Raw genomic sequence first — 21,877 nt, forward strand, 5'->3', positions numbered from 1 at the left:
TTTATTAGGATTGCTATATATTATCATCACAGTAATAGCATCGTGATTATTCTGTAATTTTTCCTCTAGTTAACTTAATTTGTCCGCGCTTATTTTTACTATCAAGACGTTTTCTTTGAGAATTGCGACTTGGTTTAGTTCGTTTACGTTTTCGAGGTAAAACAGACACACTTTTAATCAGTTCCTGAAGTCGTCTTAAAGCTTCCTCCTTATTCTGTTCTTGACTGCGGTATTCCTGCGCTTTAATCACCACAACTCCCTCAATAGTAATGCGGTTATCCTTCAGCTTCAAAAGCCGTTCCTTATAGATTTCTGGTAACGAAGAAGCCCCAATATCAAAGCGCAAATGAATAGCAGTAGCCACCTTATTAACATTTTGACCACCTGCACCCTGAGAACGAATTGCACTAATTTCAATATCGCTATCAGGAATAATTACTGTCTGGGAAATTTCTATCATTTATATGCAGTAATTCATATCTATAATACTAGATCCTAATATACAGCAATTTTCATATAACTGTAAACAATTATCAGCTATCAACAGTAACAACAAAAAAGAGGAAGTTTTTACTTCCTCCTAGTAGTCTGTCAATCCAAAAATGACGGGTAAAGGCAAGCAGGGGGAGAAGAGGGGCAGGGGGAGTAGGGGAGGGAAAAACAGAAGTTTTTTCCGATTATTACCAGTCAAAATAAATTTGACAGACCACTAGGTAAGCTTTAAAAAGGGTGTAAGGAAGAAAAAAATAACCACTAAAAATTATTCACAATACTAAATAAACAGCACTTCTGGCAAGATCAAGAGTAAAAATCTTATTATCGTAGAAACTAAATGGACCACGATATGCTGTTTCCAGGGTATTTATACCATCATAAACAGTGGTTAAAGCAACATCACGTCCACCCAAGAAAGGTAAAGGTAAAATACCAGTACCTAAAATTTGCTGTATTTGCTCTGAATTTAAGTCATCCAAAAATGTCTTTTCCTGTAAGTCAGAAATTATGATTGTAGCCATGATCTTATTTCCTCATCAAACAGTGAATAGTTCTGGTAAACGTGACAAAATTGCCCTTGAATCTGCTAAAACAATTACCGATTTACCCAAGCATTAACTGTCCGAGCGTAATCTATCGTATTAAATTTATTATCATGAAAACTACCGGCTCCTTCATAAGTTGTTGAAATGGTATTTATACCATCATAAACGGTGGTTATAAAAACATTAGGACTTAGCCCTAAATTGGGATACCCCCCCCAAAAACCTCCCCCTAATAAAATACCTAATTTTGATATTTTTAAATCATCAATAAAGGTCACTAAATGACTAGGATACAAGTCATTAATTACTATTTTCTCCATTATCGTATCCTCAAAATCCTTAATTCATTTAACTACTTAATTCTGACATTTTTCTTTTAGGAATAATCAAAAAGTTGCATATTAACGTCTATTAAAAAAGACATAATTTATTGAATTATGTCTTCAGGATAATACCTGATTTAAAGCTCTAAACCATTTTTCTGTAACTTCTTAAATGGATCTAAAATAAAGTCAATAACTCGACGTTGACGAATGATTACTTCGGCACTTGCTGTTTGTCCAGGGGTAAGAGGAATCTGTTTATTACCAACTTGAATATAAGGATTTTCTAAAGCGATATCTAATTCATAAGTTTCTATTCGGTTAGAACTATTTTCTTGAATTTTAGAGTTAGGTGAAATCCAACTAATCTGTCCTGATACAATTCCATATTCTTGGAAAGGATAAGCATCAAATTTAATTTTTACTGGCATTCCTACCTTGACAAAACCACTATGTTGACTGGGCATACGGGCTTTCAAAATCAAAGCGGTATTTTCGGGAGCAATTTGAGCAATCATTTGTCCTAATTGTACCACAGAACCAGGTTTTTTAATAGGTAATTCAAAAATTATTCCATCAATAGGAGAGCGGACAATTCGCTGTTTTAGTTGTAAATTTAAGGACGCAAGCTGTCCTTTTGTTTGCATCATTTCTGATTGAATAGAAATTATTTGATTTTGGATGTCTTTAAACTGTTCCTGACTTTTTAATAAAACTAATTCTCCTCCTTGCATAGAACTTTTATAACTATTTTCTTCTTCTTGTAAACGTAGTTTTGCCTGTTCAATATCTGAGCGAACTTGATTCATTAGTGACTGATAACGGCTGACTTCTTCTTTTAGCCGTAACTGTGCTGTTTGCAGATTAAATTTTGCTTCTTCTTGTGAACGTTGACTTTCTTCGGCAATTTTTTCCAATTCTACTACTTTAGTTTGAGAAATTATTCCTTGCTTTAACAATAGCCGATAACGTTCAACTTCAGCAACATCTCGACGTAACCGACTTGTAGCTAATCTATAGTTAGTTTGAGTAGATCGTATATTCTGTTTCACCTGATCAATTTGGGCTAATTTCTCCAAATCTTGGAAATTATAGGCACTTTTTTTAGTCTCAAATGTTTGTTGGGCTTGATTAAGTTGAGCAAGTTTTTCTAATGATTGAGATTGATTTTGCTGACGTTGAATATTAATTGCCATGAAGACTTGATTCTTCAGTATTTCCAGTTGAGATTGTCGATTTTTTAACCCATCTAATTTATCTTTTATTTGCTGTATTTCTGTTTGTAAAACATCAGATTGCATTTCTACTAATACCTGTCCAGTTTTAACGATTGCACCTTCTTTAACATTAACAGCAACTACACTACCAGTTACCGCACTATCTAATTTTTGTGTTGCCCCTTTGGGTTCTATTCTGCCACTAGCACTTCCTGTTTCATCAACTTTAGTTAACATTGCCCAAGGTAAAATAATTGCGGCAAAACTGACTAATAAATACAACATGGAACGAGTCCATACTTTTGGTAAAGCATCTAATAATTCTTCTGTACCATAAAACCAATCTTGGGCTTTATTTAATGTCTGAGTCTGAGGTTGATTTTGGATAAAAGCAGTAGATTCAGTTTGATTCTGCGGCTTTATGGTAGTTGTTGGTTGTGTGTAAACTGACTGTGGCATAAATAATTTTAGAATTCTGGTTATAGATCCCCAACTTCTTCAATAAGTCGGGGATCTGGTTATTAAACAATTAATTTGTTTGTGCTAATTGTTGTTGGTTGAGATAGAAATAATGTCCTTTTTTGGTAATTAATTCTTCATGTGTACCGCTTTCTACTAAAACACCACGATCTAAAACTAAAATTAGATCAGCATGACGAACTGTAGAAAGACGGTGAGCAATAATTACACTTGTACGTCCTTGCAGAATTTTTTTGAGGTTGTTCTGAATAATCCGTTCAGATTCAGCATCAAGGTGACTTGTAGCTTCATCTAATATTAAAAGTCGCGGATTTCCCAGTAAAGCCCGGGCAATTGCTAACCGTTGACGTTGACCTCCAGATAACATTCCGCCTCCTTCACCAATTTGGGTTTCATAACCCATTGGCATCCTTTTGATAAACTCATCTGCACCTGCAAGTTGGGCAGCTTCCACAATCTCTTCTAAAGAGGCTTCTGGATGGGCAATTGTGATATTTTCCCGAATTGTTCCGCCAAATAAAAAGGTATCTTGATCAACAACTCCTATTTGCGATCGCAAAGAATGTAAGGAAATACTAGTAACATCTTGATTGTCAATTAAAACTCTTCCATCTGTCGCTAGATATAAACCCAAAATTAACTTAGAAAGTGTTGTTTTTCCAGAACCACTGCGCCCAACAACTGCTACAGTTTGCTCAGGTAAAATTTCAAAACTGAGATTTTCTAAAATATTAATCTCACTTTCGGGATGATAGCGAAAGGTAACATTATGAAAACGGATTCTCCCGATTAATCTCGGTAAAAATTGTCGAGGGTTATGTTCTAAATCTTCCTCTAGTTGTGCTTCCAGTACATCATTAATTCGTTCTGTAGCGACAATTACCTCTTGTAACTGATTCCACAAAATAATTAATCGTTGGAAAGGCTGAATAATATTACCCAGTAACATATTAAAAGCAACTAACTGACCAATAGTAAGTTGATTTTGAATGACTAACCAAGCGCCAAACCAGAGCAACCCTGTACTTGCTAAAGATTGAATAGTAGAGCTAATTAATTGCAGTTGATTACTAATTACTTGACCACTAAAGTTCTTTTTGATTAAATTGTTTAGCAACTCTTCCCAATGCCAACGAACTGTTTGTTCAATAGCCATTGAGCGAATCGAAGAAATTCCCGTCAAGCTTTGAATCAAATAACTATTTTCCAAAGTTCCTGCTGTGAATACCTCTCGACTAATCCGCCGCAAAAATGGTGTGGCAAAGAATGTTAATAACACAAAGGGTGGCACAATTGCCAATGTCATTAATGCCATTGGTGGACTGTACCAAAACATTAATCCCACATAAACAAAAACTGTTAATAAATCCAAGCCAATAGATAGAGCTTCACCCGTCAGAAACCGTTGAATTTTTTGATTTTCCTGAACACGAGAGACAATATCTCCCACATAACGAGACTCAAAAAATGACAGAGGTAAGCCAAATGTATGCTTAATAAATCCCACCATTAAAGCCACACTAATGCGATTAGCGGTGTGATCTAGTAAATATTGTCTTAACCCATTAATGGCAACCCGAAACAACCCAAAAACTAACAATCCAAACCCGACAGTATTTAAGGTTAAGATGCTACCTTGAACAATGACTCTATCTAATAAAAGTTGAGTAAATAAAGGTGTGATTAATCCAAATACCTGAATTAATACCGAAGCAATAAATACTTCTAAGAGAACCTGAAAATGCGGTTTAACTAAATCAAATAACTGCCAAAATGGCGTGTTAGCTTCTTGCGTTTTTTTAAGTGAAGTTGTAGGCTGTAATAGTAAAGCGTAACCAGTCCAACCTGCAAGAAATTCCTTAATAGTAAGCTGACGTTGTCCAATAGCGGGATCAGCAACAATTACCTGTTTTTTGGTAATTTCATAGACAACAATGTAATGTCTACCTTGCCAATGAGCGATCGCTGGTAAAGATTGTTGGGCAAATTTATCCAAACTGGCTTTCACCGGACGGGTAGCAAAACCAAGGCTTTCTGCTGCTGCACTCAAACTTCGCATGGATGCACCACTCCGGCTAACATTAGCCAGATCCCGCAGCCGATTGATACTCAGGTTTTTTCCCCAATAACGGCCAACCATAACTAAGCAAGCAGCACCACAATCAGCAGCACTTTGTTGTTCAAAAAATGGATAGCGTTTAGTAAATTTACGCCACCAATTACCAACAACTACCGTAGGAATAGGAAAGTATTGAGGGCGTTTTTTTACTTGTGTTGGTGCGGGAATTATTGGTTGAGGTAAATTGGCACTATTTACAGTTTTTGGGGCTTCAATCAGCGGAATTTCTGAAGAATTCGCAGTGTTAATTAGCTCTGCCTTATTCAGCAAAAGATGATAAACACTAGGAAACTCTCCCATTACCTTAGTTAATATTTCTTGGGGAAGATAGGCAACCTTTAAATTCATAGAAGCTCTAGCCAAATAACTGCTAAAATCTTGTTCTGGAAATAAAGTTAACTCCCCAAATGATGACCCTGAAGTGAGAGTATTAATTAAATTGTTCGAGCTATCAAGTAATCTCACCTTACCAGTCAGCACAACATAAATTCCCGGCTTTGCTGTTGTCGCTTGCCAAAATTGCTTTGCTACTGGTGGTTCAATAATTTCTAAAGCCTTGGTACAATCTATAACTGCTTGATCTGATAACCCATCACCCAAGACTTGCCTAATGTGTGTAACTAACTGTTCCTGAGAAAACGCTGATAGCATTTCCTAACCTCCAAAACACTATTATTTATTGGTCTGCATGAGATTCAATGACCAATGAAAACTAGGTTCAGGCGGAGAATGCAAATCACTAATTTTAATTGCTAAATCCTGATTTTCAGTAGTTATCAATGGGGAACTTTTATGTTTAGTAGAAAGTCCCATTTGTTTAAGTAGGCGATTAATGTGGCGATCGCTAATTTGAATTCCCAACTCTTTCGCTAAATGTTTACTCAACCATTGCGCCGTCCAATCACCAAAAGCATAGCCATATTCACGGGGACTAGAATTGACTAATTCCTTCAATCTTTCAATATATTGATGATTAACAATCTTTGGTCTACCCAATGGGCGCTGATTCCATTTGTGAGCCATCCCCGCCTCAGCAGTACCTATCCAATACCTAGCCATCTCCTGAGAACAACCAATCATGTCACAAATATGAGTTTGCGATTTGCCCATATCTGCTAACAACATAATCTCAATTCGTCGCCGATATTCTGGTTGTGAATTGCTTTGTAAATTTTTTAGCAATGCCTTTCGCTGAAAAGGTGTTAAAAACTTACTTTCATAACCATCGTAAATATCAATAACCCGATTTTGATGAGAATAAGATGACATAATTCTTACCAGTTGCCTTCTACTTTCAAATTTGGGCAAATTCATCTATTACATCTATTGCTAAAATCCCGATGCAAAAAATTTCACAGATATGCAATATTTAATCTGTAGGCTATTTCCTGAATATTCATTTAATTCTCAACATCTATTTAACAGGCATAGCTGTTATGTCCCCCAATAAACAGCATTGTCTGGCAAAACACCTATAGATAAACTCCCAAGATTTAGCTTGCTAATGCCAAAAATCTACACAGGGAATGATATTACCCCTAATTGAGATATTAGGATATTAATAAACACTGGTATTTAAGTTAATTGATTAATTCATGCAGTTAGAACTAACTAACAATTACGGAACTCTTCAAAAATTGTAGCCTCACACTAAATAAACTGAAGCAGGATGTAATCTATCTCTTACACTATCCTAAAAATAGAAAACTCTCATCAGCAAACTTTCTTAAATATGAAACTGTTTGTCTGATAGGGTAGCATTAGTCATTTGGTCTAGATAAAAAAGTGACAAAGCTTTAATTCTTATCTTTAAATTCTGCTACATCTTCTTCTAAAATTTATATAAAAAATAAAATCTTCATCTAAACTTCATCATATCTTTACAGAAAATTTATATAAATTAAAAGCTGATAAAAATCAAGCCATTAATCAGTAATCCTTAACTATGAAATAATTTGTGATATTCCTAGTACATCAAGGCAGCAATTAACCAACTATTAAAAATACCTGAAAAGCCTCCATACTCTGATTTTTGAATTTCTAATTCCGCCTTGCGGTAGTAGTAGAATCCGGTGTAAGTTAATGAACCATGCCAAATCTGTGACAAGCTTATGCTGTATTCATTCTAAATTCTAAATTCTAAATTCCGCCCTGCGGTACTAGCTTCACCTAAAAATTAATTCTTTTTATTTGTTGTTCCCATGATTGAAACCCTATTTCATGCCTACACACCTCTATTTATCTGGGTAGGCTTAGGACTTGTATTATCTCGCGTGACTGTAGATAATTTTCTCAAGTGGTTAGGTCAAGGACTTTATTGGGTGGGTGTTCCTTTACAACTTTTAGTATTAGCGCGGCATACAAATACATCTGCGGGAGGATTTATACCGGGAACAGCGATCGCAATTTTGCTTCTGAGTTTAGTTTTAGCATTGTTAGCTTGGTGGGGTTGGCAATGGTACATAACTACTCAACGTGCAGTCAACCTGGAAACTGTAGATGTGCCAGAATCAGTAATTAAAGCTAGTTTAGGTAGTTTTATTCTAGCAACAATCTTAGGCAATACTGGTTTTGTCGGACTTACTCTTATACAAGTGCTAACCAGTTCTGAAAATACTGGTTCAGCAGTATTATTTAGCGTCACTAATAATGTAGTCGGTACTTATGGGATGGCGATTTTAATTGCTAGTTATTTTGGTCAGAGAAAAACCGAAAACTATTGGTGGATACAGGTAAGAGATATAGTTACAGTCCCCAGTTTATGGACATTTTTTATTGGTTTAAATACCCAGTTTATCGAATTACCAGCAGCAGTTGAGTCAGCTTTAGATCAAGCTGTTTGGGTAGTTATTGCCTTAGCTTTGTTACTGGTTGGTTTGCGACTAGGAAAAATGAGATCATGGGGAAGTTTAGCGATCGCTGCCATTGCCAGTGCTATAAAAGTATTTATTATCCCCATGCTAGTAGGATTAGGTGCAACCTATTTCGGTGTCATAGGAGAACAGCGTTTAGTGCTAGTCATCATGTCTGGAACACCCACAGGGCTTTCTGTACTGATTTTGGCAGAAGTTTATGATTTAGATCGGGATTTATTATCTAGTAGCATTGCTTTAACTTTTATCGGTTTATTTTTAGCCCTCCCTCTGTGGTTAGTTTTGTTTAGCTAAACTTATATATTTCACCAAATGAATGAATCAACAATACATGGAAAAAAGAAGCTGTAATAATTATACAGCCTCTAAATTTTGTTATCCCAATTGCCAGTTGAGATCACAGAAATAATTTGCAAGTCAGAAAATGATTTCACCATAACTTTTCTCTTTCCTAATCTACCTTTGTAACTAAAGTTAGCCAAACCTTAATCACAGAAAATTTAGTAATAGAAGTTGTATAGCCATCTCAATGTGATTAGGGCAATCCACCACCCCAATCGAAAACTACTCAGACTTCCATAGGAAAAAAGAACCACCGTTAGTTATGGCTCATCATTCTTAATGAAGAATTTATTTAATTAATCAGAACTGAATGCCAAAACAATCAGTCCCTATCTTTCATGTGCAGACGCAAACAGTTTTTTGGGAAAAATGCAACTAGTCTGCCATCAATCTTTGTTTAGGTTGCTATTTCTAATTTATAGGATGTTATCAGTGTACATTTGCCATTCTGGCAGATTTTGACAACGAAGTCAGTAATTGCAGTTACTCACATTTTCTATCAACTGATCTGAGTAACAAGCAATTACGAGATGATCAGCAACTATGCCGACTTTTTTTCTCTACTATTGGCGCGTGCTTCAACATGATGCTTGCCTCCCACTTCCATATAGGCTATATCCTTAATCTTACTTAAACAGTTAGATGCCAGATTGCCCTCGGATCTTTTCTCTGTGGTGGGTTTAGCAATTTTGAGAGTTTCATTATTTTGGGGATTGGAGCGACTCATGCGAGCATTTTCCTTGAGAATGCGGTTATAAGTCCGATAAGGGATATAGTGCATGGGATTATAGCCCACGAATCGTAACATTAAAACACAAGCCCAAGAATACTTCCCTGCCAAAATCGCTTCGACGACTTGGTCTAACTGTTCAGGATGGATTTTTGGTTCTAAGTTGTTACCACTGCCAGCAATATCTTGATTCATAATCTTAGTTATCTTTGAATTGAGTAAATTAGTCCAGTTGGGAGCAAATGCGATGGTCTTCAGCCAAATTGCTGTTGCGGGAACAACCGGAACCTATAGGTAATCAATTGGTGGCAGATGTTGAGAAAAGTAACAACTTTCGATAAAAGTCCGGTACTTGCGAATATTGATACCTGACGGGAATGGGAATCAGAAAACTGGATCTCTACGATTACCCATTTAACTAAGCTAAAACGCGCATTTGACCTGATGATTTTTTCCATAACCTGACCTGTGATTGAAAACCTGACTATTTTTAATCAAGTCTGTGTACTGCTGTGCCTTGCCGTGTATACCCTGATTTTCTGGGCAGTCTTACAGTTTTCATTTAGTAATATCTATAGATCACAGAAATAATATGTATTAATTGTGTCTGGACTGTAGATTTATACTTACCAATGAATCAAAGGTAAAAATTTACCTTTTCTGTGGTTTCTACCTGGAGGAATTGAGTTTGGCGTAGCTTTTCGTAGATGCAATTATGTCCTCTTGAAATTTCCAAGTGGAAATTTTCTGCTTCTCCCTAGTTACTGCTGTATAACTTCTTACCATTAATTGTGGTGCTTTTGCTGCAAAAGCTCACAATTACTGAATGGAATCAGGAAAACCATTGATTTCTCAATTTCAAAAGCCACATTTTTATTTATACTATTTTTTGTCGCTAATGTCATCTGCCAAGGTGGCAAGATTTAAGTTAAATTTACTGAACTTATCTAGATATTTACTTATGTCTTGTGCAAGTTTGATTTTTGTCCCCAGTTGGCAAAAAATGAGGGGTGTTACCCCCCACTTTAATCTCCAGGGCAGATGTTATCATCGTTATACAAAGCAAAAAAACTACGAATCACCTTTGTCTATGCTCCGTAGCATATAGATAGTCGTCGCAACTATAGCTCAAAAACAAATGAACTTTAATTACCACAAATTTAATTTTTATATAATAATTACTTTAATGAGAATCATTGCTTTGTAGGCACTCTAAAGCTTTAAGTCCTAAAATTCTGACGACAATAAAAATAAATATTAATTACAAAATAATTCCATAATTAACAGTATTGTTTATCGTTAATACTCTGGGTTTCGATATTAATCTAAATTACCAATATGTTTGCTTTTATATAAAAAAATACCTGTAGCTATATCTGGACAGCAAAAACTGGATCACCATGAACCTTTCACTATTATCTTATTTGTTTAGTAAAAGCTATTTGTTTATTAGGGAAAATTAGCATTTAATTAAATAACTAGGTTGGTAATTATATGTATGCAATTTATTAATATAAGTAAGATTACAGTAATATTCATTAAACTGATTCGGTAAGAAGAACCATCATTATTTATGGTCAATTGCCGCAGATTATTCTTGTCAAAGCCGATACTTAGGTAGAAAATAAAGATCAAGTCCGTATGGCTAAGTAATTCTTAACAAATCAAATTTGCTCAAATTTCCGGGTCTCAAACGCTACTATTCAGCTTTGAGAGCGAATTATTAACTGAGATTTTCTCAATAACTTGCCCAGAAATTTATCCGGTAGTTGCTTGACAGATCAGAATGAGGAGGTTATAGTGTAACTCCCAAGCTGTTTAAGTTTTTAAACAAGTTGGGCAATTTTCACAAGCAGTTCGCTAGATCGAAATTTTGACTCTATTACAACTAGCTGGGAACTTATCAGCTAAATTAGGAGTCGTAAACACTAAGTGCATTTGAACCTGACTAACCTGACATCATAGATTGATAAAGCTCCTGCTGTCCTTGCTTTATTCAACTATCCTGCATCTACTCATATTACTAAATTTAAGGTCTACTGAAAAACTCTCATCTTTTCCCAACTAGATTCGAGGATTTTTTGGGTGATTAATCGCAATCTTTTTATGTCCCATAACCCTAAATGAAGTGGGGGAATTGGTAGTTATTTTGTTGTAACTTAGCTAAAAAAGTTACTTTTGCCGATCACCGTTTAAAAGTGTTGTTTTATAACAAGCCTCTGCAAAATCTAATTACTGATGATTGATAGAGGTATCTTTGAAAGCATTGGTTTTCAGATTTAAATTCCTCAACTCTTAACCATTACTGATTTTTTCGCCCAATTCCGGAAATAACCGGAAAATAAAGATCCCCGACTTCTCAAAGAAGTCGGGGATGTGAAAAGTATTAAATTTAACGAACTAGCAAATAGATTCCCCAAATAGCCATAGCGCGGAGATAGGTACTAGCGCGGAAAGTGCCATTAGCGGTGATTGCTTCCGGGGTGCGAAATTGCAAACCATTGTCGTAAATTTGCCTCACCACAGCCTCAGTTAACCGCATTGCCTCATTTTTCATGTTCATTTGCACCAGGAAAGCTGCTAGACCAAAATTGATTCCCGTCCAAACTTCCAAAGGATGAGTAGAATTGGGATTTTCGGGTAAACCATTGGGAAGAACACCATTAGCAGCGCCAAATTCACCATTTTGAAACTTGAGAAAACAGGAATCATATACTTTTGTTAAGGCAGACAAAGCGCGATCGCTGGGAACAATATCTGGTAAACTCAATAAACGAGCGTAGAATTGCCCACACAATTGGTCAGCCATAACTACATCAGAACCACTGTCACTATCCAAACGGTAATACTCACCATTCCAAAGCTTCTCCTGATAAATTGGCTTCGATTGACTTAACCAACCTTGATAAATAGACCCTTGCACCTCCACCTCTGCGTCCTCTGCGCCTCTGCGGTTCGTTAAAATCTTAGAAATAGCAATAGCAGCTTCCAAAGCAGCTAACCACAAACCACCACAATAAGCACTCACACCTTGTAAACGCCAATCATCAAAAGTTTGGTCAGGAGCGCCAGAATTTTCTGGTATACTGTCACCATCGAGATCAAAAGTTTTCACATAATCGAGAGTTTGGACAATAGCATCCCAACAATCTGCTAAAAACTGAAGATCATTTGCACCGGTAAACAGAAAATCTCGATATACCTGCAAGACAAAATCACAACCTAAATCTTTCCACAGATTGCAATCTTGATAACTAGTATAATTGGTTTTTTCCCAAACGTGTTCATTGGGTGCGCCTAAATCGTGGGGTGTTGCACCGGCAATTTTCCGAACTGCGTTAGGACTCTCCGATTTGATAGTCAGATAATAACCGATAATTCTAGTTCTGTCATCACTTTGGGGAATTGCTCTAGCAAAGGCGCGAATTACGGACTTTTCCAATTCTGGGAATAACATCAATAATCCAAAAGAACCGTATAACCGCACATCTAGACTTTCGTACCAACGGTAATCTAAACATTCTAACACAGCGAATTGACCAACGGGATCAATTTCCGAGGCGGCACTCCAGAGAGTTCCCCCGCTGGTTAAATCGTAGAGTTCGTTGAATAAAGCCATTTTGAACCAGTCAGGTAAATCTGATTTTTCTAAAATGGGGGTTTGCCAATTTTCGATGAGCGATCGCCAATTCTGATATTCTTTAAGAGCAGTAGTGGCAATCTGCCAAGCATTCTCACCATTACAACCAAAAAAGTCTGTATATCTGCGGTAATAGTTCACCCCCGCTGCAAATTCCGTAACGGGGAAATCCCAACTTAATACAAAAGGAACGTCCAAACTTTCCCCAGGTTGCAAAGTAAAACGCACCGCAATTGCTGCACCTAAACGAGTATTTTCATCTGCGGGAGTTTCATCTAGATAATTAGGTAAAGAACCATTTGCAGAGAAACTTTGCCAAATATCTTCACCATTACCCACAGGATTAAATCGGGAATGATGAAATATTTCCACTTGGGGGTTTTTAGTAGTCGCAATACACCAAGTTCCATCTCCTTCTTGAACAGTTCGGCTATTAGAAACTTGACCTAAAACGCAACCAAAATATTGATGATCTTCTGCTAAACAATTATAATTTCCTTGACTTTCTCCCCAACGTGGTAGATATTCATAAACTGGACTACCATCATCTCTAACTCTAACTTCGGGAGATTTCAAAGTATTGGTAAACCAACCCACCATATTTTCCCAAGTTAGCATAATGCTAATAGTAATTGGTGCATTTGTAGGGTTGTGCGCTTTCCACAAAAAAACCGCAACCGGATAACTTGCTTCTTGATAATTATCTGCCCAAATTGGCGAAAATTGCTCACAAGTTAATTGAGTTTTCAAAACATTTTCATAAACAAACCAACTGCGGGGATAAAGTGCATGATATGTACCTGACCCCAACCCGTCCACAGAGAGGGGAGAAGGTGGATACCATTGCCAAGATTGCAGTGTATGATCTTCTGGAGGTTGGGTAGATAATGCGTAAGCTTGTCCCGATTCAAAAATACTAAATTGACAAGCGGGAACGGTTTTGAAAGTATGTTCTCCCCCGTCAATGTGCCACAGGTTAAAGTCTCCCCGTGAAGAACGTCCTATACACCCTGCACCAAAGCCACCAAGAGGCATTCCGTGCCAGGGACCATCGTCAATATTACTAGGATAACGGACGGTGTAGGGTTTATCCCAGCCTAAGCCAATGGGACGTTTCCAGGTACAGGGGGGAATTTGTGGGTGGTTTGTCATGGTTTGAGTTTCACAGGTTGACGCTAATGAAGACTAGCGCGATGTGTGATTTTTCTCAAGTCATGGGTGAGGACTATATTTTCCAGGACTTACGTAACTGGCACATTGGTAGGGTGCGGCAGACTGCATAAATCCTGCAAATAAACAGATTGTTGATATCTGAGGCACCCTACAACAGATTTTTAGTGTGACACTTGCGTAAGTCCTATTTTCATTGCTGGAATTTTAGACAATTTTAATAGTAACTTTGACTACTTTTAGTATTTTTTCAAGCGTTCCAAATAGACGGCAAAATATATTATAATATTGTTACATATTTGTTAAGAAAGGTTACATGACTCTTAACAAAAGGAAATATTGTTTATGGTTGTTCCCCGTGAGAAGAATGCACCACATGAAGTTGTTATCGTTGGTGGTGGCTTTGGTGGATTGTATGCAGCAAAGGCTCTTGCTAAGGCAAAAGTAAATGTTACTCTCATTGATAAACGGAATTTTCATTTATTTCAGCCGCTTTTATATCAAGTTGCCACAGGTACACTATCACCTTCTGATATTTCCGCACCATTGCGATCTGTATTCAGCAAAAGCAAAAATACAAAAGTGTTGTTGGGAGAAGTAAGTGATATTAATCCCAAAGCGCAACAAGTTATTTTGGGTGATGAAATAGTCCCTTATGATACATTAATTCTGGCCACCGGTGCAAACCATTCCTATTTTGGTAAGGATAATTGGAAAGAATTTGCTCCTGGTTTGAAAACTGTGGAAGATGCCATAGAAATGCGTCGGCGGATATTTTCAGCATTTGAAGCCGCAGAAAAAGAAAGTGATCCGGTAAAACGTCGGGCTTTGTTAACTTTTGTGATTGTGGGCGGTGGTCCAACTGGTGTAGAATTGTCCGGTGCGATCGCTGAATTAGCATACCAAACCCTCAAAGAAGATTTCCGCAACATTGACACTTCAGAAACGAAAATTTTACTATTGCAAGGGGGCGATCGCATTCTCCCACACATTGCCCCAGAATTATCAAAAGTAGCAATAGAATCTTTACAAAAGTTGGGTGTGGTTATTCACACTCAAACCAGAGTCACAAATATTGAAAATGACATTGTTACTTTCAAGCAAAACGGTGAATTGACAGAAATTCCCTCAAGAACTATCTTGTGGGCAGCCGGTGTGCAAGGTTCAGCTTTGGGGACAATCCTCGCTGAACGGACAGATGTAGAGTGCGATTTCTCTGCCAGAGTAATTGTCGAACCTGACTTGACTATCAAGGATTATAAAAACATTTTCGTAATTGGAGACTTAGCTAATTTCTCCCATCAAAATGGTAAACCCTTACCCGGTGTTGCCCCCGTAGCCAAGCAAGAAGGAGAGTATGTAGGTAAACTCATTAAACGCCGGCTTCAAGGTCATACTTTGCCAGAATTCAAATACAATGATGTGGGTAGTTTGGCAATGATTGGGCAAAATTTAGCCGTTGTAGATTTAGGTTTCATTAAACTCACAGGTTTCATTGCTTGGATATTTTGGCTAGTAATTCACATCTACTTCTTAATTGAGTTTGACACTAAATTAGTGATAGTAATTCAATGGGCTTGGAATTATATTACTCGCAATCGTCGCTCTCGATTAATTACAGGGAAAGAAGCTTTTTTGGCAACAGAAACTGTTAATAATAGCAGTCATTCCCAGACTACAGAAAAGAAGCAACCAGCCAAACTCTAGAATTTGTGGTTTGTAGTACCACGGCATCAAATTCCATCTGCAAATCCGCCATTCCTCTCAACACTGAATTCAATTAGTGTGAGGTGGCGGTTTTAATTGTGAAAATTGCTATATTTGTGCTATGATAAATCTAGTTTTATCAATTTACCAAAACTTTTGATAATGGCGACAAAAATCTATGACTAATCTCTTACAACAAGCTTATGCTGTCGTCTCCCGGCTACCTGAAGATGAACAGAATGAAATTGCTCAACTGATTTTCCAACAATTAGCACAGCGTCAACAACTACTGCATCCAAAAACTATAGATTTTATGCAATTTGCTGGTATTGCGAATGCTGAAGAAACTATACTTTTACAAAACCTCGAACATGAGATTGCAGAACAAAGATTATTATTTGCTTAAATTATTCTCTGCTGTTGTTTCAATACGTATCATCCAAGGTACTTGTGCAAAAACTTCGTTCTATCCGGTAATAGGTACAATAACCTTTAAGCGTAAAGTACCTATATCATCATTATTAACAATGATACAAGGTCGGGTTTTGCTAATTTCATCCCCTACTGTGGGATCAGCATTATACAGCCAGATTTCACCTCTACGCATAATCTTGGTACTCATAAAAATCTTCATTACAAGTATCAACAAATTCTGTTAAACTGCTTTCTGTTTCATAATAAGAACGCATCATTTCCGCAGCAGCAGTTAAGCTCAGTTTTTGAGGATTTTGCATTTCTTCACGCATGAGTTTTAAGGCAAATTCTATTATCTCTAGTCTTTGGACATTAGGCATTTGTTTAATAGCTTCTAAAATTTGGGGGTTGATCATAATTTGTGGCAATTGTAAGTAGTTTCTATTTTAAAGTAAGATATACTGATTCTGCAACCTTCGTAGGTTGGGTAGAGGAACGAAACCCAACACCATCCACCAGAATATTATAATTAATGTTGGGTTTCCTTGCGTCAACCCAACCTACGGGATAAAATCAAGATTATAAAACACAACTTTAAGTTTTTTTGACTGTGTGCATCATGATCAGGCACGTCTATCTTTTAATCAAGCTCGAAGACGTTTAGAAAGTGATGGTCAAGTAGTTGATAATAGGTCAGTTGAGATTTTTGAATTGTATTTGCAATCTTATTCGTTTACGAAGGTAGCTATTCCTGCTGCTAATAAAGAGTTTCAATCAAACGATAAACAAGGACATTTAAAGAAAATTGACCAAGATTTAAAGCAGTTTTGGGATAATCCTCTTAATGAATTTATCGGCATTCCACAAGGTGGGGCTATTTCATGTATTATTGCAAATTTAATGTTAGATAATGCAGATCAGCAAATTCTCAATCATGAACTAGAGCAAAAAAATTTATTTTATGCTCGTTATTGTGATGATATGATAGTTGTTCATCCTGATAAAGAAAGCTGTGAAAATTCTTTCAACAGATATCAGGAAGCTTTGAAATTGTTAAAACTGCCAATTCATGAACCGCAGAAAGTAACTACTTATAGTAAAAAATACTGGAGCGGAAAGTTTAAATCAAAACTTCCTTATTATTGGGCAAATAAACAAGAAAATGCAGCAGTGCCTTGGATTGCTTTTGTCGGTTATCAAGTACGTTATGATGGTTTGATTAGAATTCGTCCATCTTCTATTGAAAAAGAACTGAAAAAACAAGTTGAAGAAGCTAATCAAATTTTAAAGGTTATCAATTCTAAACATAATTCAAATACTGCTACTAATACTCATGTCAGAAAATCTAAACATCAAATACGCTACAGACTTCACAAAAGATTAATCTATATGTCTGTAGGGCGTGTTAGTATCAATTCTTCAAATAAGGAAAACTCTGGATTTTGTTGGAGTAATGGCTTTCAAGTTCTTAAAGGTTATCCTTGTATTGTTAAGTCTCAACTTAGACAGTTAGATAGAGGGAGAAAAAAACAACTGCGTCGTGTTACTAAAAATATTGACAACTTAGATATTCAGTCTGATTCTACGCAAAAGAAGAAAGACACAAATTATTATGGTAAACCTTTCAGCTATGATGGTCAGTTCTAAATCTATTACTGAATAATATTTGATTGCCGTAGGTTGGGTAAACCCCGTCTAAGTTGAAACCTATAGTTTTTTCTAAGGCGAAAACTCAAGTTTTCAAGATGGATAGGGTATAGAACGAAGTGAAACCCAACATTAAATCTAAAATACCAATAAGTTGTGTTGGGTTTCGTTCCTCAACCCAACCTACATTTGCTTATGCTGTAACCATTTCCGGCACAAAATTAGGTGATGTCGGCTCAAAATGTAACACCATAATTTGCTCTGGACGCAACCCAACAGATTCATAAGTTTGTCCATTAGTATCGCTAAATTCTACTTCAAACGCAGCACCATCAGCTAATAATTCAACTATTGTACCAACCTGACCACGCAATAAGTTATATTCAGGTAAATCAACTGTGAGTGCTACTACGTCTAGTAATTGGGGCATACTTTTAGTCATCTGGAATTGTATTTTCTTCTTCATATTGAGCTATTGCTTGTTCAATTATTTCATTACTCACATCTGTCAGATCAGATTTAGAATAAATTGTAGTGAGTATAATTCCTTGAGCAGTTTTTAGATAATAAATCACCCTATATCCTCCACTTTTTCCTTTTTGAATGTTACTATTTTTAATACGAACTTTGAAAACTTGATATTTAATTCCCGCAATTCTATCTCCAGGAACTTCACCTGCTTGTAGTTGATTAATTAAAGGTTGAATATCACTACGAATGGAACGATAGCGTTTAGCCAGTTCTCGCAAATCTCTTTGAAAACGAGGAGTAAGAGCAATTTCAATTAGTAGTGGTTCATTATTATTCTGCATCTATTCCTTCCCACATTTGTGAAAGAGGTATAGTTTGTCCACTTAATGCTTCTTTTATTCCTTGATGAATACCTTCAATTACAATTTCTGTGGGTGTTTCTTCAAATGAATTTTTCTCCAATTGGAAAATAGATTTTTTAATAAGTTGCACTGTATAAGTTTCCACAGAAAGACCTTGTTGTTGTGCTTCCTGTATTAAATACTGTTCTAATTCTGGTGGTAAGCTGAGGGTTAGTGTCATAAGTCTATTGTGGGTGACTTTATATATTGTAAACCTGCAAAAACAAAAAATTAACCCCAAAATACTCATAACTGCTGTTGGGTTTCGTTCCTCAACCCAACCGACGACTTATAATTGATCGGATAACCTGCACACCTACATTTAGGCATGAAACTGTGACCGAAACTGGAAAATACAAAGATACCGTCAACTTACCCAAGACTAACTTCGATATGCGGGCAAACGCAATCAAGCGCGAACCCGAAATCCAAAAATTCTGGGAAGAAAACAACATTTATTCTCAACTGGCTGAAAACAACCCCGGCGAATTATTTATACTGCACGATGGTCCTCCCTATGCTAACGGCCAGTTGCATATTGGTCATGCTTTAAATAAGATTCTCAAAGATATTATTAACCGCTACCAATTGCTAAAAGGTCGTAAGATTCGCTACGTTCCAGGATGGGATTGTCACGGATTGCCCATTGAGTTGAAAGTTCTGCAAAATATGAAACAGGCAGAACGGCAAAATCTCACACCTTTGCAATTACGTCAAAAAGCTAAAGAGTTCGCACTGAAGACGGTGGACGAACAACGAGAAAGCTTTAAACGCTATGGGATTTGGGGTGATTGGGAAAATCCTTATTTAACCTTAAAACCAGAATACGAAGCCGCGCAAATTGGCGTATTTGGGGAAATGTTCCTCAAAGGTTATATTTATCGCGGTTTAAAGCCTGTGCATTGGAGTCCTAGTTCTAAAACCGCTTTAGCAGAAGCAGAGTTAGAATATCCTGAAGGTCACATTTCTCGTAGTATTTACGCCGCTTTTCGGGTGGTGAAGGTTGCGGAAGGGTTAAAAGCTAGTTTAGATGGCTTCTTGCCTGATTTGGGTGTGGCTGTGTGGACTACTACTCCTTGGACTATTCCCGGTAATTTGGCTGTGGCTGTGAATGGTGCGTTGGAATATGCGGTTGTGGAGGTTTCGCGCAAAGACGCACAAGGAGCAAAGGCGCAAAGGGAATGCAGATATCTGATTGTTGCGGCTGAGTTGGTGGAACGCTTGGGAGAGGTTTTGGATTGTGAGTTAACGGTGAAAGCCAAGTTCGCAGGGAAGGATTTGGAACATACTACTTACCGTCATCCGCTTTTTGACCGTGAAAGTCCGGTGGTTGTTGGTGGTGATTATATCACTACTGAGTCGGGGACTGGGTTGGTGCATACTGCTCCTGGTCATGGTCAAGAGGACTATATTGTTGGTCAGCGTTACGGTTTGCCGATTCTTGCCCCTGTTGATGATAGTGGTAATTTTACGGATGAAGCTGGTAAGTTTTCTGGCTTGAATGTTTTGGGTGAGGGGAATCAAGCGATTATTGACGCTTTGAGTGAAGCGGGTTCTCTGTTGAAGGAGGAGGCTTATCCTCACAAGTATCCTTATGATTGGAGAACGAAAAAGCCGACGATTTTCCGCGCTACTGAACAATGGTTTGCTTCTGTGGCTGGTTTTCGGGATGAGGCTTTAAGGGCTATTTCATCTGTGCGTTGGATTCCGGCACAAGGTGAAAACCGCATCACGCCGATGATAGCAGAAAGATCCGATTGGTGTATTTCTCGTCAGCGTTCTTGGGGCGTGCCGATTCCGGTGTTTTATGATGAAGCAAATGGGGAAGTTTTGCTGAATGCGGACACGATTAACCACGTTCAAGCTATCATTGCCGAAAAGGGTTCTGATGCTTGGTGGGAGTTGTCGGTTGAGGAGTTGTTACCGGAAACATACCGCAATAATGGCAAGACTTACCGCCGGGGTACAGATACAATGGATGTTTGGTTTGATTCTGGTTCATCTTGGGCGGCTGTGGCCAAGCAAAGACCGGAGTTATGCTATCCTGCTGATACGTATTTGGAAGGTTCTGACCAACATCGAGGTTGGTTTCAATCTTCTTTGTTAACCAGTGTCGCGGTTAATGGCATTGCACCTTATAAAACTGTGTTAACTCATGGTTTCGTCTTGGATGAAAATGGACGAAAAATGAGCAAATCTGTGGGGAATGTGGTAGACCCTCAATTGATGATTCAAGGTGGGACTAATCAAAAACAACAACCTGCTTATGGTGCGGATGTTTTGCGGTTGTGGGTTTCTTCGGTTGATTATTCTGGTGATGTGCGGTTGGGTGGTAACATCATCAAGCAATTAGCTGATGTCAGAAATAAGATTCGCAACACAGCGCGGTTTTTATTGGGGAGTTTGCATGATTTTGATCCTCTCAAAGATGCTGTAGCTTTTGATGATTTACCCGATCTGGATAAATATATGCTGCACCGCATTCGTGAGGTGTTTAATGAGGTGACGGACGCTTTTGATAGTTTCCAGTTTTTCCGCTTTTTCCAAACTGTGCAGAATTTCTGCGTTGTGGATTTGTCGAACTTTTATTTAGATGTTGCGAAAGATAGATTATATATCAGTTCAACTGATGCTTTCCGTCGTCGGAGTTGTCAAACGGTTTTGCAAATTGCTTTGGAGAATTTAGCGATCGCCATTGCTCCCGTTCTATGTCATACTGCGGAAGATATCTGGCAATTTATCCCCTACGAAACACAATATAAATCAGTTTTTCAAGCTGGTTGGGTGCAAGTAGATGATAAATGGGAAAATGCAGAATTAGCGGAATTTTGGAAAACACTGCGACGAATTCGTGGTGATGTAAATAAGGTTTTAGAACAAGCGCGGACAGAAAAGTTAATTGGTTCTTCTTTAGAAGCTATTGCATTGATTTATCTTAGTGATGAAAAATTACGCGCTGCTATTGAACCTTTAAATGTTAGCGGGAATGGAATTGATGAATTAAGATATTTGTTCCTCACTTCTGAAGTCCAATTATTAGATACTCCTGAGACATTAAAAGGATTGAAAACCCTGCGAGTTCAAGGTGAAGATAATTGGGATATTGGGGTAGTTAATGCCGCAGACTATGAGGATGAAGGGAAATCTTATCACAAATGCGATCGCTGTTGGAACTATTCCACCCATGTGGGTGAATCAGCAGAACATCCATTATTGTGTGAACGTTGTATTCCGGCTTTAGCTGGGGAGTTCTAGAACAATAATATCCCCGACTTCTGCCATCAATTTATAATTTGTTTATAA

19 protein-coding genes are annotated in these 21,877 nt (G+C 37.4%); 5 read left to right on the forward strand and 14 right to left on the reverse strand.

Annotated elements, in window-relative coordinates; translation table 11 throughout:
• Positions 1-46 precede the first annotated feature (46 nt).
• The 7 genes from arfB to HGD76_RS13265 all read right to left on the reverse strand — a co-directional run bounded on the left by arfB (position 47) and on the right by HGD76_RS13265 (position 7,286).
• A complete protein-coding gene (arfB, locus tag HGD76_RS13235; RefSeq protein ID WP_168696063.1) occupies positions 47-460 on the reverse strand; it encodes an alternative ribosome rescue aminoacyl-tRNA hydrolase ArfB in 414 nt (137 codons plus the stop codon).
• Positions 461-764: 304 nt separating this feature from the next.
• Positions 765-1,016, reverse strand: a complete 252-nt coding sequence (locus HGD76_RS13240) for a hypothetical protein (RefSeq protein WP_148760489.1) — start codon at positions 1,014-1,016, stop codon at positions 765-767.
• Positions 1,017-1,090: 74 nt separating this feature from the next.
• On the reverse strand, positions 1,091-1,360 hold the full coding sequence (locus tag HGD76_RS13245) for a hypothetical protein (RefSeq protein WP_168696064.1): 270 nt from the start codon (positions 1,358-1,360) through the stop codon (positions 1,091-1,093).
• A 140-nt stretch (positions 1,361-1,500) separates the two neighbouring features.
• Entirely contained in the window at positions 1,501-3,039 is a 1,539-nt protein-coding gene (locus tag HGD76_RS13250) for a beta-barrel domain-containing protein (RefSeq protein ID WP_168696065.1), read from the reverse strand.
• A gap of 70 nt (positions 3,040-3,109) precedes the next feature.
• Positions 3,110-5,830 carry a peptidase domain-containing ABC transporter gene (locus HGD76_RS13255; protein WP_168696066.1) on the reverse strand — a complete coding sequence of 907 codons (2,721 nt, stop codon included), beginning with the start codon at positions 5,828-5,830 and terminating at the stop codon, positions 3,110-3,112.
• Between the two features lie 21 nt (positions 5,831-5,851).
• Positions 5,852-6,448: a helix-turn-helix domain-containing protein gene (locus HGD76_RS13260; RefSeq protein ID WP_015079883.1), complete on the reverse strand. Its 597-nt coding sequence runs from the start codon at positions 6,446-6,448 to the stop codon at positions 5,852-5,854.
• A 697-nt stretch (positions 6,449-7,145) separates the two neighbouring features.
• A complete protein-coding gene (locus HGD76_RS13265; protein WP_168696067.1) occupies positions 7,146-7,286 on the reverse strand; it encodes a hypothetical protein in 141 nt (46 codons plus the stop codon).
• Positions 7,287-7,380: 94 nt separating this feature from the next.
• Between HGD76_RS13265 and HGD76_RS13270 the strand changes: the two genes are divergently transcribed.
• On the forward strand, positions 7,381-8,346 hold the full coding sequence (locus HGD76_RS13270; RefSeq protein WP_168696068.1) for an AEC family transporter: 966 nt from the start codon (positions 7,381-7,383) through the stop codon (positions 8,344-8,346).
• A gap of 589 nt (positions 8,347-8,935) precedes the next feature.
• Here the strand turns inward: HGD76_RS13270 and HGD76_RS13275 are convergent.
• A complete protein-coding gene (locus HGD76_RS13275; RefSeq protein WP_168696069.1) occupies positions 8,936-9,319 on the reverse strand; it encodes a HetP family heterocyst commitment protein in 384 nt (127 codons plus the stop codon).
• 2,197 nt (positions 9,320-11,516) lie between these two features.
• Positions 11,517-13,916, reverse strand: a complete 2,400-nt coding sequence (locus HGD76_RS13280) for a GH116 family glycosyl hydrolase (protein WP_168696070.1) — start codon at positions 13,914-13,916, stop codon at positions 11,517-11,519.
• 363 nt (positions 13,917-14,279) lie between these two features.
• Between HGD76_RS13280 and HGD76_RS13285 the strand changes: the two genes are divergently transcribed.
• Both HGD76_RS13285 and HGD76_RS13290 read left to right on the forward strand, forming a co-directional pair.
• Complete coding sequence (locus HGD76_RS13285; RefSeq protein WP_015079879.1) at positions 14,280-15,641, forward strand: NAD(P)/FAD-dependent oxidoreductase; 1,362 nt, start codon at positions 14,280-14,282, stop codon at positions 15,639-15,641.
• Positions 15,642-15,819: 178 nt separating this feature from the next.
• The gene (locus HGD76_RS13290; protein ID WP_168696071.1) at positions 15,820-16,047 is read left to right on the forward strand and encodes a hypothetical protein; all 228 of its coding nucleotides are present in this window, start codon (positions 15,820-15,822) and stop codon (positions 16,045-16,047) included.
• Between the two features lie 60 nt (positions 16,048-16,107).
• Here the strand turns inward: HGD76_RS13290 and HGD76_RS13295 are convergent, their stop codons facing one another.
• Together HGD76_RS13295 and HGD76_RS13300 are read right to left on the reverse strand one after the other, a co-directional pair.
• On the reverse strand, positions 16,108-16,248 hold the full coding sequence (locus HGD76_RS13295; RefSeq protein WP_233466875.1) for a type II toxin-antitoxin system PemK/MazF family toxin: 141 nt from the start codon (positions 16,246-16,248) through the stop codon (positions 16,108-16,110).
• Complete coding sequence (locus HGD76_RS13300; protein WP_168696072.1) at positions 16,241-16,471, reverse strand: hypothetical protein; 231 nt, start codon at positions 16,469-16,471, stop codon at positions 16,241-16,243. Before HGD76_RS13300 ends, HGD76_RS13295 begins: the two co-directional genes overlap by 8 nt.
• 196 nt (positions 16,472-16,667) lie before the next feature.
• Here HGD76_RS13300 and HGD76_RS13305 point away from each other — a divergent pair, with 196 nt between their 5' ends.
• Complete coding sequence (locus tag HGD76_RS13305) at positions 16,668-17,702, forward strand: reverse transcriptase domain-containing protein (protein ID WP_168696073.1); 1,035 nt, start codon at positions 16,668-16,670, stop codon at positions 17,700-17,702.
• A 193-nt stretch (positions 17,703-17,895) separates the two neighbouring features.
• Here HGD76_RS13305 and HGD76_RS13310 read toward each other — a convergent pair whose 3' ends face one another.
• Genes HGD76_RS13310 through HGD76_RS13320 form a run of 3 tightly spaced genes read right to left on the reverse strand, consistent with a single transcriptional unit; the run spans position 17,896 to position 18,755 of the window.
• Positions 17,896-18,144 (reverse strand): DUF4926 domain-containing protein, encoded by a 249-nt coding sequence (locus HGD76_RS13310; protein WP_168696074.1) that lies wholly within the window; start codon positions 18,142-18,144, stop codon positions 17,896-17,898.
• Positions 18,137-18,514, reverse strand: a complete 378-nt coding sequence (locus HGD76_RS13315) for a type II toxin-antitoxin system RelE/ParE family toxin (protein WP_168696075.1) — start codon at positions 18,512-18,514, stop codon at positions 18,137-18,139. The genes HGD76_RS13310 and HGD76_RS13315 overlap by 8 nt, the downstream gene beginning before the upstream one ends.
• Positions 18,504-18,755, reverse strand: coding sequence for a hypothetical protein (locus tag HGD76_RS13320; RefSeq protein WP_168696076.1), 252 nt, complete (start codon positions 18,753-18,755; stop codon positions 18,504-18,506). Before HGD76_RS13320 ends, HGD76_RS13315 begins: the two co-directional genes overlap by 11 nt.
• Positions 18,756-18,910: 155 nt before the next feature.
• Here HGD76_RS13320 and ileS point away from each other — a divergent pair, with 155 nt between their 5' ends.
• Positions 18,911-21,829 (forward strand): isoleucine--tRNA ligase, encoded by a 2,919-nt coding sequence (gene ileS, locus HGD76_RS13325; protein ID WP_168696077.1) that lies wholly within the window; start codon positions 18,911-18,913, stop codon positions 21,827-21,829.
• Positions 21,830-21,877 lie beyond the last annotated feature (48 nt).

The organism is Dolichospermum flos-aquae CCAP 1403/13F (genome assembly GCF_012516395.1).
Lineage (GTDB): Bacteria > Cyanobacteriota > Cyanobacteriia > Cyanobacteriales > Nostocaceae > Dolichospermum > Dolichospermum lemmermannii.